At 37.9% G+C, this 14,275-nt stretch carries 17 protein-coding genes; 15 read left to right on the top strand and 2 right to left on the bottom strand.

From position 1 onward, the window contains the following. Positions 1-3 precede the first annotated feature (3 nt). From BLR86_RS09425 to BLR86_RS09390, 8 genes are read left to right on the top strand one after another with little or no spacing between them, the layout of a single operon-like run. Positions 4-528, top strand: a complete 525-nt coding sequence (locus BLR86_RS09425) for a Rieske (2Fe-2S) protein (protein WP_090760653.1) — start codon at positions 4-6, stop codon at positions 526-528. Further along, positions 518-709, top strand: a complete 192-nt coding sequence (locus tag BLR86_RS09420) for a hypothetical protein (protein ID WP_090760651.1) — start codon at positions 518-520, stop codon at positions 707-709. The genes BLR86_RS09425 and BLR86_RS09420 overlap by 11 nt, the downstream gene beginning before the upstream one ends. Next, on the top strand, positions 702-1,013 hold the full coding sequence (locus BLR86_RS09415) for a hypothetical protein (protein ID WP_090760650.1): 312 nt from the start codon (positions 702-704) through the stop codon (positions 1,011-1,013). Before BLR86_RS09420 ends, BLR86_RS09415 begins: the two co-directional genes overlap by 8 nt. Then, positions 1,000-1,272 (top strand): hypothetical protein, encoded by a 273-nt coding sequence (locus BLR86_RS09410; RefSeq protein WP_090760648.1) that lies wholly within the window; start codon positions 1,000-1,002, stop codon positions 1,270-1,272. The genes BLR86_RS09415 and BLR86_RS09410 overlap by 14 nt, the downstream gene beginning before the upstream one ends. A 34-nt stretch (positions 1,273-1,306) precedes the next feature. Further along, the gene (locus tag BLR86_RS09405; RefSeq protein ID WP_090760646.1) at positions 1,307-1,960 is read left to right on the top strand and encodes a sensor histidine kinase; all 654 of its coding nucleotides are present in this window, start codon (positions 1,307-1,309) and stop codon (positions 1,958-1,960) included. Between the two features lie 21 nt (positions 1,961-1,981). After that, entirely contained in the window at positions 1,982-2,635 is a 654-nt protein-coding gene (locus tag BLR86_RS09400; RefSeq protein WP_090760644.1) for a response regulator, read from the top strand. Between the two features lie 15 nt (positions 2,636-2,650). Beyond that, positions 2,651-3,112, top strand: coding sequence for a GAF domain-containing protein (locus tag BLR86_RS09395; RefSeq protein ID WP_090760643.1), 462 nt, complete (start codon positions 2,651-2,653; stop codon positions 3,110-3,112). 3 nt (positions 3,113-3,115) lie between these two features. Then, positions 3,116-4,189 carry a PAS domain-containing sensor histidine kinase gene (locus BLR86_RS09390; RefSeq protein WP_254782286.1) on the top strand — a complete coding sequence of 358 codons (1,074 nt, stop codon included), beginning with the start codon at positions 3,116-3,118 and terminating at the stop codon, positions 4,187-4,189. 30 nt (positions 4,190-4,219) lie between these two features. Here the strand turns inward: BLR86_RS09390 and BLR86_RS09385 are convergent, their stop codons facing one another. Beyond that, positions 4,220-5,878, bottom strand: coding sequence for a glutamine--tRNA ligase/YqeY domain fusion protein (locus BLR86_RS09385; protein ID WP_090760641.1), 1,659 nt, complete (start codon positions 5,876-5,878; stop codon positions 4,220-4,222). A gap of 300 nt (positions 5,879-6,178) precedes the next feature. On the opposite strand from BLR86_RS09385, the gene BLR86_RS09380 reads away from it, so the two are divergent. The 6 genes from BLR86_RS09380 to kynB all read left to right on the top strand — a co-directional run bounded on the left by BLR86_RS09380 (position 6,179) and on the right by kynB (position 12,568). Continuing rightward, positions 6,179-7,192 carry a 4Fe-4S binding protein gene (locus BLR86_RS09380; protein ID WP_090760639.1) on the top strand — a complete coding sequence of 338 codons (1,014 nt, stop codon included), beginning with the start codon at positions 6,179-6,181 and terminating at the stop codon, positions 7,190-7,192. A 192-nt stretch (positions 7,193-7,384) separates the two neighbouring features. Further along, positions 7,385-8,215, top strand: coding sequence for a 5-dehydro-4-deoxy-D-glucuronate isomerase (gene kduI, locus BLR86_RS09375; RefSeq protein WP_175492838.1), 831 nt, complete (start codon positions 7,385-7,387; stop codon positions 8,213-8,215). A 48-nt stretch (positions 8,216-8,263) separates the two neighbouring features. Next, the gene (gene kduD, locus BLR86_RS09370; RefSeq protein WP_090760635.1) at positions 8,264-9,046 is read left to right on the top strand and encodes a 2-dehydro-3-deoxy-D-gluconate 5-dehydrogenase KduD; all 783 of its coding nucleotides are present in this window, start codon (positions 8,264-8,266) and stop codon (positions 9,044-9,046) included. A gap of 182 nt (positions 9,047-9,228) precedes the next feature. Then, entirely contained in the window at positions 9,229-10,011 is a 783-nt protein-coding gene (locus tag BLR86_RS09365) for an IclR family transcriptional regulator (protein ID WP_090760633.1), read from the top strand. A gap of 117 nt (positions 10,012-10,128) precedes the next feature. Next, positions 10,129-11,874, top strand: a complete 1,746-nt coding sequence (locus tag BLR86_RS09360) for a WG repeat-containing protein (RefSeq protein WP_090760631.1) — start codon at positions 10,129-10,131, stop codon at positions 11,872-11,874. A gap of 64 nt (positions 11,875-11,938) precedes the next feature. Beyond that, on the top strand, positions 11,939-12,568 hold the full coding sequence (gene kynB, locus BLR86_RS09355) for an arylformamidase (protein ID WP_090760629.1): 630 nt from the start codon (positions 11,939-11,941) through the stop codon (positions 12,566-12,568). A 26-nt stretch (positions 12,569-12,594) separates the two neighbouring features. Here kynB and BLR86_RS09350 read toward each other — a convergent pair whose 3' ends face one another. Next, a complete protein-coding gene (locus tag BLR86_RS09350; RefSeq protein WP_090760627.1) occupies positions 12,595-13,686 on the bottom strand; it encodes a copper resistance D family protein in 1,092 nt (363 codons plus the stop codon). Positions 13,687-13,925: 239 nt separating this feature from the next. Here BLR86_RS09350 and BLR86_RS09345 point away from each other — a divergent pair, with 239 nt between their 5' ends. Then, complete coding sequence (locus BLR86_RS09345; RefSeq protein WP_254782285.1) at positions 13,926-14,204, top strand: amino acid decarboxylase; 279 nt, start codon at positions 13,926-13,928, stop codon at positions 14,202-14,204. Positions 14,205-14,275 lie beyond the last annotated feature (71 nt).

The following is a 14,275-nucleotide window of genomic DNA, read 5'->3' as shown; positions in this document are numbered from 1 at the left end:
ACCATGACAGATAAAAATAATAAAATCCCATTTAATGAAGATAACTATACACATAATATAAACCGCAATAATGAACGAAAATTGGACCGCCGTGGGTTTATGAAAACGCTCGTCGGTGCTGCAGGGGTGTTCGCTGTTTCCTCCCTCCCTTGGGGTGTATTGGCGGCAAAAGAGCTGAACGGCCTGGGAGATAAAAAGTATCCAAAGCAAAAAATAACCGATGTAAAGTTGATACCAGTCGGGGATGCAGTAGAATTTGCCTTTCCTGGTGAGCATGACAGCGCCATTTTAATAAGACTTTCCGATGAGAAATATGTGGCCTACCAAAATGCTTGTACCCATCTTCGTTGTCCTGTATTTTGGAAAAAGGAAGAGCAGGAAATGCTTTGTCCATGTCATCACGGGAAATTTGACGTTGAAACAGGTGCACCGACAGCAGGTCCTCCTAGACGCCCGCTTCCTGAAATCTATGTGAAAGTAGAAAACGGATCCGTTTATGCAGTAGGGGTGAAGCGTTATGAAGCGTAGTTACGTAAGTGTTGCTCTTCTTTTAGCTATATTAATGTTAAATATTATTGCCACACAATATATGGTTCATCAGTATTTTTATGAACATTATACAAATACGATTATTGCAGCAGTCATCAATGTCATTTTATTTCCAACCGCATTCTTTATTTATAAAAAAGGTGTGAATATCAATGATTAGTGAAACCTATCTCGACTTTTGTTTTATCCGTGAACAAGCTGGTGAATTTGCTTTCGTGATCGATGAAGTATTGAAAAACACGTTCGGTAAAAAGCGGTTAAATTGGTTTTTAGAAGAAAAGACTATTGATGGTGCTGACATGGTAATTGCCGAAGTGAAGGGGATGAGTGACTGGTCTTCCGAAGAAGACACTCTCCTTTTCCTTGAAACGAATGCAGACCCAAAATTTTGGGAGTATTTGCAAGGGTACAGAATGTTAATTTATCCCGTAACGAAGGGATGTAACAGTTGTGGAACCCATTAATTTACTAGACCTAGAGCACTTTATTGGCGCAACCGTTGAAATGGCAATTAAAGATGTGAAAGGTGGAGATCAGGCCCCAGTACTCCAAAAAAAAATTAAAAAGATTCAGTACTGCCCTGATGGTACACATATCCGTTTTTATTTTGATGCCATCTATTTCTTAGCAGTGCCGCTTAACAGCGAAATCCTTCAGACAGAAGCATCGTTTTCAGCTTTAGATCATATTAGCGGCTTAATTTACACTTTTAAAAAAATATAGTCATTGGCAATCTGAAATGGCAGGGGGGAATGTAATGGTGAATTCTGTATCACAGCATCAAATTCGTTCGTATATTATTCAGGCACAAGAAGAGGAAATTAAACGGATTTCTTTGGAGCTTCATGAAGGTGTCGGCCAGAATCTATACAGTATTTATACCGGGTTACAGTTAGTTGAATCAGGTTTAGGTCAGCACCATCTGAAAAACTATTTACATGAAATGACGCAGTTGATTGAAAAGACGATTACTGAGATACGATTGCTCTCGGTAGAGCTTCACCCCCCTGCTCTTACAACACTTGGATTAGTCCCAGCACTAAAGAGCTATCTTAAACTATATACCTCAACCTTTGGCGTACAGGTAGAGTTAGAAACAACTGGGGTAGAAAAACAATTACCAGAGCAAAGTAGTGTTGCTGTTTTTCGTGTTTGTCAGGAGGCGCTTACAAATATTGCTAAACATGCGGATACTTCGGATGTGAAAATGAGTTTGCTTTGGAATGAAGCGGGATTGAAAATCTCAATTGTTGATTTCGGCGGAGGATTTGCAGCAGATGAAATAGAAATGAATACTGTTTCTTTAGGAATTGCTGCAATGAAGGAAAGAATGCTTTTAACTGGCGGACATTGCCTAATATCCTCTAAAATAGGAGGAGGAACGTCGGTTGAAATATCTCTTCCTATCTAGGAAGGGAAGGAGAGTTAAAACTTGATTAAAATTCTCTTAGTTGATGATCATGCCGTAGTGAGAATGGGTCTGACGATGCTGTTGAATTCAAATCCTGACATGCAAGTGATTGGTGAAGCTTCGGAGGGAAATGAGGGCATTAAAAAGGCGATGAAGCTTAAACCTGATGTAGTGGTGATGGATTTAAGTATGCCCCATGGAAAAGATGGGTTATCTGCGACATCTGAATTAAAAAAGCTAATGCCCGAAGTGAATATCTTAATCTTAACCATGCACAATGATGAGGAATATCTTTTCAGAGCCATCCAGGCGGGGGCTTCAGGCTGTATTCTAAAAAGTGCTCCACATGATGAGCTAATGTCAGCCATTGAATCTGTTTCCTTAGGAAATGCGTATCTGCATCCAGCCGCCACGAAACGGTTAATGGAAGAATATTTAGGAAGCATTAAACTGGACAGCCAGGATACGTTCCATCTTTTATCAGATCGCGAAAAAGAAGTTCTCACTCTCGTTGCAAAAGGGTATGCAAATAAAGAAATAGCTGAGCAGTTAGTCATTAGTGTAAAAACGGTTGAAACCCATAAAGGAAATATAATGGAAAAGCTGAAAATGAAGACAAGACCAGAGTTGGTGGAGTACGCCGTTAAGAAGGGGTTATTAGGTTATGGACTATAAGGAGAATACCAGCCTATGACAGAAATAAGAGAACTGCCAGCGGTTACGGAGATTTGTGATGGATTACTGAAGAAAGCAGGCTGTGAGTTTGTGGCACTTGCTTTTCAGAATGAAGTGGGACCGGATGTTCGCTGGCATTATGCAACAGGAAACTTGAATGATAAATATCAAAGAATAAGCGTCCGGTTTGGAAAAGGAATCGCTGGAAAAATCATTTCAACTGGGAGTCCAATGATGGTGAGTGAATTTCCGAATGATATTTTTGGAAAAGTAACCGACCATCCTATTATGCTCGCTGAAAAACTTGTTTCCTGTTATGCTGTGCCATTATTTTTTAACGGCTCCCCAAAAGGTGTATTGCTTGTTGGAAAAAGAAGTCCCTATACTTTTCCTGAAAGCTATCAGCGAATGGTGAAGGATTCGGCTGAGTCCCTCGAACAGCTTTTACGAAGTCATATCTTAGGTGGAGGAGCTTAAGTCGTGGAAATAAATAAGAAGCAGTCTACAAGCGAGCTCACCGGCATTGAATTGGAATTAAAAAAGTCAATTCAAGAATTGATGGATTTTAAGTTTGCTCTCGATGAATCTTCTATTGTGGCTATTACCGATTCAAGAGGAAAAATTACATATGTGAACGATCAATTTATCAAAATTTCTAAATATCCTAAAGATGACCTTATAGGAGAGGATCATCGAATTTTAAATTCCGATCTCCACTCCAAAGATTTTTTTAAACAAATGTGGAAAACAATTAGTACAGGTAAGGTCTGGAAGGGTGAAATCCGTAATCGTGCTAAGGATGGAACATACTATTGGGTAGATACTACGATTGTCCCGTTCTTAGATGATTCAGGGAAACCCTATCAATATTTGGCTATCCGGCACGAAATAACCGAACGAAAACGAGTGGAACAACAGCTTCAAAAAATGATGACAACGATTATTGATGTTCAAGAAGAAGAACGTAAGCGCTTATCACGAAATTTACATGATGGCATCGGTCAGAATTTATACAGTCATCTTATTACGATCAATCGTTTACTTTCAGAGATCGACCATCCCCTGCTAGATCAAATGCAACAGGAAGCAACCCAAGTGATTGAAGAAATCCGCGATATTTCATGGGAACTGCGTCCATCTGTCTTGGATGACCTTGGACTCGTTCCAGCCGTTCGATCCTTCCTTTCTCGTTTTTCCGAGAACTATCATATTGATGTTTATTTTGATTGTATGTTAAGTTGTCGTCTGGATATTAGTATCGAAATAACTATATACAGAATCATTCAAGAAGCATTAACAAACATTCGAAAGTATGCTGACGTGATAGAGGCTGCTGTCACAATTAGAGAGGATGAACAGAGAGTTCGGGTCATGATTGAAGATAAAGGCAAAGGATTTGAACCTGGTACTGGGTCACGTGGTGTAGGTCTCTTCAGTATGGATGAAAGGGCACGGGCTGTTGGAGGCGACCTAACGATTAATTCCTCTCCTGGTAAAGGAACAAGGGTTATTCTAGAAGTCCCTGCCACAATGAATATGAAAGCAGAAAAATAGAACCAGGCATGGGCGCCTGGTTCTATTTTTTTATATTTTAAACGAGCTTTTTAAGGATACAATTCGGTTAAAGACGAGCTTATCAACCGTCGTATGTTTTGGATCGACGTTGAAATATCCGTGTCTAAAGAACTGGAATTTATCGTGTGGCCTGCTTTCTCTCATGTTTGGCTCAACAAATCCCTGTAATATCACGAGTGATTCCGGATTAACTTTATCAAGGAATGTTTTTTCTTCCTCTTCATTTTCATCTTCAGTTTTATCGAGGATTAGTGGTTCGTATAACCTGAATTCCGCTGGAACAGAATTGGTTGCTTCCACCCAATGAATCGTTCCTTTTACCTTCCGTCCAGTAAAGCCAGTCCCACTCTTGGTTAGTGGATCATAGGTACAACGCAGTTCAACGACTTCTCCATTGATATCCTTAATAACTTCTTCACACTTAATGAAATAAGCATGTTTAAGGCGGACTTCATTGCCAGGGAAGAGGCGGAAATATTTACTTGGCGGATTTTCCATAAAATCATCTTTCTCAATGTAAATTTCACGAGAAAAAGGAATTTTCCTCATTCCCATTTCTGGAACTTCAGGATTAATCTCAGCGTCAAGTAACTCGATTTGTCCTTCTGGATAGTTCGTGATCACTATTTTTAAAGGATTTAGGATCCCCATAGTCCGTGGAACTTTTAATTTTAAGTCTTCTCTGACAAAGTGTTCAAGCATTTGTGAATCAACGGCTCCTGAACCTTTCCCTACACCTGTTTCACGCACAAAATTACGAATCGATTCTGGGGTAAATCCTTTTCGTCTCATCCCTGAAATCGTTGGCATCCGAGGATCATCCCAGCCATCGACGAATCCTTCATCAACTAGCTGTTTGAGCTTTCTTTTACTCATGACGGTATTGGTCACGTTTAACCGCCCAAATTCAATTTGCTGCGGCTGACTATCCATTTCACACTGTTCCACTATCCAATTATAAAGCGGGCGTTGATCCTCAAACTCAACAGTACAAATCGAATGGGTAACATCTTCAATTGCGTCCTCAAGTGGATGAGCAAAAGCATACATCGGATAAATACACCATTTATCACCCGTGTTGTGGTGTGTAGCGTGTGCAATTCGGTAAATAACTGGATCACGTAAATTGATATTGGGAGACTTCATATCAATCTTTGCCCGAAGAACCTTTTGACCATTATCATATTCTCCATTGCGCATTCGTTCGAACAAATCAAGATTTTCCTCGATTGAACGTTCACGATATGGACTATCTTTTCCAGGTGATGTCAACGTGCCGCGATATTCACGAATTTCGTCAGCGGATAAGTCATCTACATAGGCAAGTCCCTTGTTTATTAAAAGCACAGCCCGTTTGTACATTTCTTCAAAATAATCTGAAGCAAAGTATAAGTTATCCCATTCAAATCCAAGCCATTTCACATCTTCTTTAATAGAATTTACATATTCGACATCTTCCTTTAACGGATTGGTGTCATCAAAACGTAAATTGGTTTTTCCGTTAAATTCATCTGCTAAACCAAAGTTAATAATGATGGATTTAGCATGACCAATATGTAAATATCCATTTGGCTCTGGAGGGAAACGAGTGATAATTTTATCATGCTTACCTGATTCCAAATCCTTAATCATCACATCTTTTATAAAATTAGAACCTAGATTTTCCACTCTATTCAACCTCTCTCATATATCTATTTATTATAAATATCATAAATGCCGACAATTATCCATGTATTCATTTGAAAAATAAGCCTAAGTATAATTTTATCAAATAACCTATGAAAATGTAAAATGGATAAAAGATACTGAAAATGGCAACAAGATTTTTTACAATGCTTTTTAATTTTGTCTGTTTTAAGTATATGGTTGTGAAATCTTTATGAAAACGAGATAAACGATGACTTTTATCACATCCCCTGATTTACTTCGTTCCTTATATTAAAGGTGAAGAAGATTGGAGGAGTCAAAATGAAGTCAATGAGCTGGTATAAGAAACAGTTGAAAAGAAAGCCGGTTCAACTAACAAGATACGTTGTTCAAGCGTTATTTCTGTTGTTTTTACTATACGTCGGTGTACGGTTTTATCAATTTTATATGCATTTTGATACACTTGGGGAAACAACATTTGTTGAAAGACCGTCTGCGGTTGAAGGATTCCTTCCTATTAGTGCCTTAATGGCATTAAAGGTTTGGCTTGCTACAGGCGATTTTGATGTCATTCACCCAGCAGGTCTTGTATTGTTAAGCTTTTTTGTTGGTGGTGCAATTATTTTCAAAAGATCGTTTTGCAGTTGGATTTGTCCCATTGGAACAGTTGGTGAATGGGTCGCACGATTAGGAAAGAAATTGTTTAAAAGAAATTTTGAAGTTCCAACCTGGCTCGTTTGGCTTCTTACTCCAATAAAATATCTACTATTGCTTTTCTTCTTGGGAATGGTGATCGTAATGCCGACATACTCTGCTATTTCATTCCTAAATGAACCATATAATATCATATCAGATGTAAAAATGCTGACATTTTTCTTAGATATTAGCGGTTTTGGTCTTGGTTTTCTTATTGTTATGTTCGTACTATCCTTATTCTATAAAAATTTCTGGTGCCGTTTCCTTTGCCCATATGGTGCTTTCATTGGTCTTGGTTCCATTTTTAGAATATCAAAGATTAGTAGAAATGAAGAGACGTGCACAAACTGTGAAATGTGTACAAAGGTATGTCCTTCAAGGGTTAAAGTGCACAAGGTAGAAACCGTAAATAACTTAAATTGTACGGCTTGTATGGCCTGTGTGGAAGCATGCCCTGTGAAAGATACTTTGAATATGACGGTAGCAAATAAAAAGGTTAGTAAATGGTTTATTCCAGTATCATTCTTTGTAGCATTTTTCTTTATAGTTGGCTACGCAAAGATGACTGGTCATTGGGATACGATCATCAGCTATGAGGAATGGAAAGTATTAATCCCTGAAGCAAAATTTATAGATTAAAAGGAAGAAGTAATCTGTCAAGCTGGCAGGTTACTTTTTTTATTTAAAACTTTCAAATTATTTTCTTAAATTAAGAGTTGAAAAACAAAAAATCATCGCCTATAATAGGCTTATAGATTTCCAAATAAACAATACGATTTCCTATTTGGAAATCCGAAAGCGGTTCCGTAAAAAATAATAGGAGTGAATAAAATGGAAACTCGTTATACACATAGCCCAGAGGATATTCGTAATTATTCTACAGAACAACTACGCAAGGAATTTTTAGTTGAAAGTATTTTTGTTCCAGGAGAAGTAAGATTAACCTACACACATAACGACAGAATGATCTTTGGCGGTGTTACACCAACAGACAAGCCTTTAACCATTGAGCTTTCTACAGAATTAGGAGTTACTTATTTCTTAGAGCGCCGCGAACTTGGTGTAATTAATATTGGCGGACCTGGTTCAATCGTGATTGAAGGTACGGAAGAGCCAATGAAAAAGCAAGATGGCTTTTACATTGGAAAAGAAACAAAGGATCTCCAGTTTAAATCAGATGATCCGGCTAATCCAGCTAAATTCTATACTGTTTCTGTACCTGCTCATCATAAATATCCAAATGTAAAAATCAGTATTGATAAGATTGAACCAATGGTGACAGGTGATACCGCAACGTTAAATCATCGTTCTATTTATCAATATATTCATCCAAACGTCTGTGAAAGCTGTCAGCTTCAATTAGGATACACGATCCTAACACCTGGAAGCGCTTGGAACACAATGCCATCTCATACACACGAACGCCGTATGGAAACATACCTGTATTTCGATATGAAGGAAGATACACGTGTATTCCATTTCATGGGCAAACCGGATGAAACAAAACACTTAGTGATTGCCAATGAGCAAGCTGCTATTTCTCCAAGCTGGTCGATCCATACTGGCGTGGGAACAAGTGACTATACGTTTATTTGGGCAATGTGCGGAGAAAACATTACTTATACCGATATGGACATGGTTCCAATGAAGGACTTAAAATAACTATTTTGATTTTAGACATTATTCTACTTATAAATGGAGGAATAAATCATGACGAATGAATTACAACAATTCTCTTTAGATTATTTCAATTTAGCTGGCAAGGTTGCGATCGTAACCGGTGGAAATACAGGTCTTGGACAAGGATATGCCGTGGCACTTGCTAAAGCTGGTGCAGATCTTTTTATTACTACTTACAACAATGAGTGGGCTGAAACAAAAGAACTTATTGAAGCAGAAGGCCGCAAAGTTGAATTTTATCAAGGTGATTTAACGAACCACGACACCATTAAAGATGTTGTCGCAAAATGCCTAGAAACATATGGAAAAATTGATGTATTGGTTAACAATGCAGGAACGATTAAACGCGCTCCACTTATTGAGCATCCAGTAGCAGACTGGGAAGCGGTTATCAACATTAACTTGAATGCTGTTTACTTCCTAAGCCAAGAAGTTGCGAAAGTAATGGTCGAACAAAAAAGTGGAAAAATCATCAATATTGCCTCTATGCTTTCATTCCAAGGAGGTAAATTCGTACCAGGATATACAGCAAGTAAACATGGTGTGGCGGGATTAACTAAAATCTTTGCTAACGAGTTAGCTATTCATGGTGTACAAACTAATGCGATTGCACCTGGATATGTTGAGACAGCAAACACTGCACCAATTCGCGCGGATGAAGAGCGCCATGCAGAAATTACAGCTCGTATTCCAGCCGGACGTTGGGCAACACCTGCGGATTTACAAAGTGTAGTTGTTTTCCTTGCTAGTAAGGCATCTGATTATATGAATGGAGCCATTGTCCCAGTAGATGGCGGCTGGTTAGTTCGCTAATTCAAAAGGTTATATAGAGATTAATTTAGTAAGAATATAGCTATTCGTAATAGCTATATTCTTTTTCTTTTCTGGAGGGAAACACCAACATACTGGTGTATAATATGTAAATATACTTAGCGAATGCTGAAGCAAAAATAGAAATTTATCAAGTAATTTAGAAAATGAAAGGAGGTAATGTAATGGAGAATGCAAAACAGCCATATGGAACGGTCCTAATAAAAGCTGCTGGTATCCTTGATTTTTTATCGGCAAAAAAAGACGCGCAGCCATTAAACATCATTGCGCAGGAAACAGGCTTAACTAGTTCAACAGCTTTGAAAATATTAGATACACTTCAGTTGATTGGTTATGTAAAAAAACATCCGGAAACGAAGAAATTTGAGCTCGGAAGTTCTCTCATAAAATACGCCAATAAGTATCTTGCTAATCTAGACATTTCAAAAATTTCTTATCCCTACTTAAAAGAATTGCAAAATAGTTTAGATGAAACGATTCACTTGGGTATTTTAGAAGGCGATGAAATTCTAACAGTTAACAAGCTGGAAACAAATAAGCCGATTGTTTGTTTGAATTCTAGAATCGGTTTATCCAAGCCGCTTTATTGTTCAGCAATGGGGAAAGCCGTGCTTGCCGAAATGTCGGAGGATGACGTAGCAGCATATTTGAACCGGGTGGAACTAAAGCCGTTAACCAAAACAACCATTACCGATCATGATACATTGTTAAAACAGGTTCAGGATGTAAAAAGAAATGGTTATGCAGTCGACGACAGTGAAGGTGAAAATGATGTTTACTGTTTAGGTGTATCCCTAAGAATGAATAACCAAACATATGGCGCTTTTAGTGTGAGTGTCCCATCCTACCGAATTTCACCAGCTGTAACAGATGAAATCGTTCAAGCTATTTTGAAGACAAAGGAAAATATCTTGAGAGAATTACAACAGAATTATGTGTTTATCTAAAAAGAATCTATTTTGGACATTTTTTGTCCAAAATAGATTCTTTTTGTATTAGAAGATAAGCTACATCAAGCCCATTTATTCATATATATATTTAAAAAAATAAATGGGGTAATACGGATGACGAAAAGGAATTTTGAAAATGAAAATTGGATGTCCTACCTCCTAAACTTATCCAGAATGGTGTATCTTTTTCCGGCAACGGTAAAGGGGACAGGCGGGAGCAAGTGGGGCTATATCAACGAAAAAGGCATTTTTGTACTTCCACCAAACTATGAAACGGCACGTGACTTTCAAGAAAATGGCTTAGCCATTGTGCAAGTAAATAATCTAACAGGGATTATCAACAGTGACGGCTATTTTATTGTCAAACCAAAATATGATACGATCAATTCGTTTTCGGAAGGGCGAGCGACGGTTATCGACAATGAGGGATTTAAAGTTATTGATGAAATCGGAAAGGTAATAACACGAAAGGCGTATTCCTTTATTGGAGATTATAAAGAAGGTAGAGCAGTAGTTGCCAATACGAATGAGCATGGAGAGTATTTATATGGCTACTTGAATAGGAGGGGTAATATAGTCATTCCATTATCCTATGAGCTTGCGAGTGATTTTAAAGACGGAATAGCGATAGTCAAAATCAAAGAGGGCAGCTATGCTCTTATTGATCTTACCGGAAAGATAGTGAAATCCTACCATTATGAAATGGTCGATGATTTCCGAGAAGGCATGCTGTCATTCCGTAAAAGTAATCAAGAAAAATGGGGGTATATGGACGAATCAGGAAAGATGGTTATTGAGCCCCAATTTACTGAAACGCAGTCGTTTATCGAGGGAAAGGCGATTGTTAAGGTTGAAAATAATTATGGTTTGATAGACAAGCAAGGAAAATTCATCATTAAACCAAAATATAGTAGCTTGCTAAATTTGGATGAGAACCGATATGCGCTGGGGCAATCGCCTGACCTAGAAAAGCCTTATCTTTTTCCAAAGTATGCAATCGCCGATTCTAGCGGTCAACTATATACTGGGTTTATCTATAATGGTGTTTCAAAGTACAAGGATGGAATTGCCTCTGCCTATAATGATGAATATACTTTTTTCATCGACAAGCATAGTCAGAGAATCGCTCATCTTCCAAAGGTTAGCGGCAATGGGTCACTCGCCTTTGATAAATCGTTAATTAACGGAGATATTGATCTCCGTAGACTCTATTTTGATAAAAAAGGCAAGCTGGTTTGGAAACAAAATACGGTCATTCCTATAAATGATGATATTTCTGTTATTGAAAACAAATTTAAACCAAACAAGGACTATTGGGTCTATTATCTACAATTAAAGGGTATTGAAAATCAGGTGAAAGTGAATCAAGCCTTAAAGGACCTTTCTGGAGTGAAGCCGATTCCCGAGAACAAACAAATGGATTCAAGCTATATCGGTGATTTTGATGTAAGTTTTTATAAAAAGAACCTGCTAGTCATTGCGATAAAAGGATATGATTACCCTTTTGGTGCGGCACATGGGATGCCTATTAAAAAACATGCTCATATAAACCTCAAATCAGGCGAGTTTTACCAATTAACAGATTTGTTTAATCCGAAGGCAGATTATGTAAAAGTAATCAGTGAAATCATCGGGGAACAAATCAAAAACGATGATCAATATGCTTATATTTTCCCTAATACCTACAAAGGAATAAAACCGAGTCAGCCCTTTTTCATTAGCGATAACGGAGTGAATCTTTACTTTGAACCTTATGATATTGCTCCGTATGCGGCTGGTTTTCCAACCTTCACCATCCCATTTGAAGAAATTAACAGCATCTTGAATAAGTATGGAGCCTTTTGGCGTTCCTTTCATTAATTGACAACGCTTGGACAGCAATATATTTTTAAATTAAACAAACGTGTCTTTAGGGGTGAAATGAATGAAGATAATTGATATTTCAAGAAGACTAGTTAACGGGATGCCGGTTTGGCCAGGTGATACACCATTTCATTATGAAGTGTCATGGTCCAAAGCGGAAAGTGGTTCAGCAAATGTTGGCAGTCTAACGATGAGTACCCATACAGGGACACATGTAGACGCTCCTTTTCATTTTGATGATAATGGAAAAAGGATCATTGAATTGGACCTCGACTTGTACATTGGTCCTGTAAGGGTACTCGAGATGACCGGAAAGGAAAGTATCGGAGCTAAGGATCTAAAAAATCTAGATTTAGAAGGCTGTAAAAGAGTGTTGTTGCGGACACTATCATGGCAGAATTCCGCAGAATTTCCTGCGAAGATTCCTCATTTGGAAGCCGACATCGGACCATTTTTAGCGGAGAAGGGGATCCGTCTCATTGGAGTCGATGTTCCATCCGTTGACCCAATTGACAGCGAAGATCTTTATGCCCATCATAGTCTTAATCATAACGGGATTCATATCCTTGAATCGGTTGTATTGGATGAAGTGGAACCAGGTGATTATGAGTTAATTGCCCTGCCACTGCCATTGGTCGAAGGTGATGGAAGCCCAGTTCGAGCTATATTACGTTCATATCAAAAAAAATAACAGCGGGAATGTCTCGCTGTTATTTTTTAAGAAATGCTTAACATAAATGCAATATAGCCTGAAAGTAAAAATAGTAAGCTCATGAATAACGACAAAGCTTTTGGAGCTTTTTTAATAAATGTCATAATGATTAAAGCAAGAAAAAGGAAAGCCAATATAAATAAGCTTATAGAAATAATCCCTGGAGAAAAATGTAACGGAAGGTTTATTTCACCAGGATGGAAATAGCTAAATAGCTTTGAGGTACCTTCTGCTAGTATCATCCTGCTAAGTTCATGTGGTGGTGAAACTTGTCCAAGTGCACCTGTGATGGAAAATACGACTAAAATAATGACACTTTCCAGCCTCGCCCATGGAAGGGGATTATAAGAAGGATTTTTTTGAAGTTTTTTCCGAATCAGAACACTGTTAACAAAGGCAAAAACAAGTAATGGAATAATCGCCAAATGTTTAATTAGCAGCGATTGACCATAAGAAACGGTTGTAACATTAACATAATCGGTTACATTCATGTGAAAATTCATTAATGATATTCCCGTAATCCCAATAATAACCAAACATAAAAACGCTAGAGGGGAAAACCAATTCAAGAATTTCAGCCAATTGTCATGATTCCTAGAAAACCAGCTTACCACCATCAAGATTCCAACCCAGATTGTAACAGCTAAAAAATGGGCTGTGTGTGTTAGAAAACCTGCCAATTTGGATAAAGTGGCAGCGTGACTGGACAAGCCAAGGGTAGCAACCAAGATTAGTGTGAATGCTAGACCTGTCAGTGCAAATATAGGTTTTTGTTCGAGTCTAATGGGAATAAGATAAATGAATAATATCAGCGAAATAAGCCCAGTACTAATCCATGTCTTTCCAACCTCGAAATTGGTTAGCACCGACTTAAGTGTATGAGCCAAACCAAAATCCTCATATAAATAGAGAACAATTTTTAAAACTGGTAAAAATGAAAATACAGCGATACCTAGAGTGGCACCTAATAGGACACTTTTTGGAATTTTAATCTCTGGTCGTACCGTTTTGGGAATAAGACAAATAATAAAACTCCCTAGTAACACTGAAAAACAACTATACAGCAATGCTTCACTTACGATACCTGCAATAAACATCTAGATTGGTTTCCTCCTATTTTCATGTTCAACATCATATTCAACTCCGATATATTGTAAACTTACTGTTGTTCATTCTACCATCAATTCAGTAGTTATATCAATTTCAAGATAATGTTCACAATGTGTTCAAAATTCTCTCTGAAACCTTTGATTTATATCAATTCTTTACAAGCGAATTAGCAGTAAACTTAAACAAATGCACCTAGAAAGGAGCATTTTAAAAGAAGTAGTATTCGATGGAAAAAAGGAGAGATAGAACGATGCAAACTTTTAAAATAGAAGACAAAAGAGTCGTCATGGATATGCGCGAGAGGGTACTAAAGGGCGAACATCCACGACGGGAAATTTTAAACTTTGTCAAATCAGCACCAGTAGGAACCATCTTTGAAATTCATTTACCCCACCCGGGTGAACCGCTCGTTGCAAATTTCCAATCATTGGGGATGAATGCAATCGTAAATGAAATCGAACCTGGTCACTACCGACTTATGGCGATCAAACTCAATGAAATCTAATGCATTTCAGATATTTTTTAGTTGGTCCAACACTAGAATCTGGATTTGGCGCTGAACACTCGAAATTGAAA

It is taken from the genome of Bacillus sp. OK048, assembly GCF_900103525.1.
In the GTDB taxonomy this organism is placed as follows: domain Bacteria; phylum Bacillota; class Bacilli; order Bacillales; family Cytobacillaceae; genus Neobacillus.
Note: the sequence above shows the minus strand (reverse complement) of the source record. Positions and strands in the feature narration are given on the sequence as shown.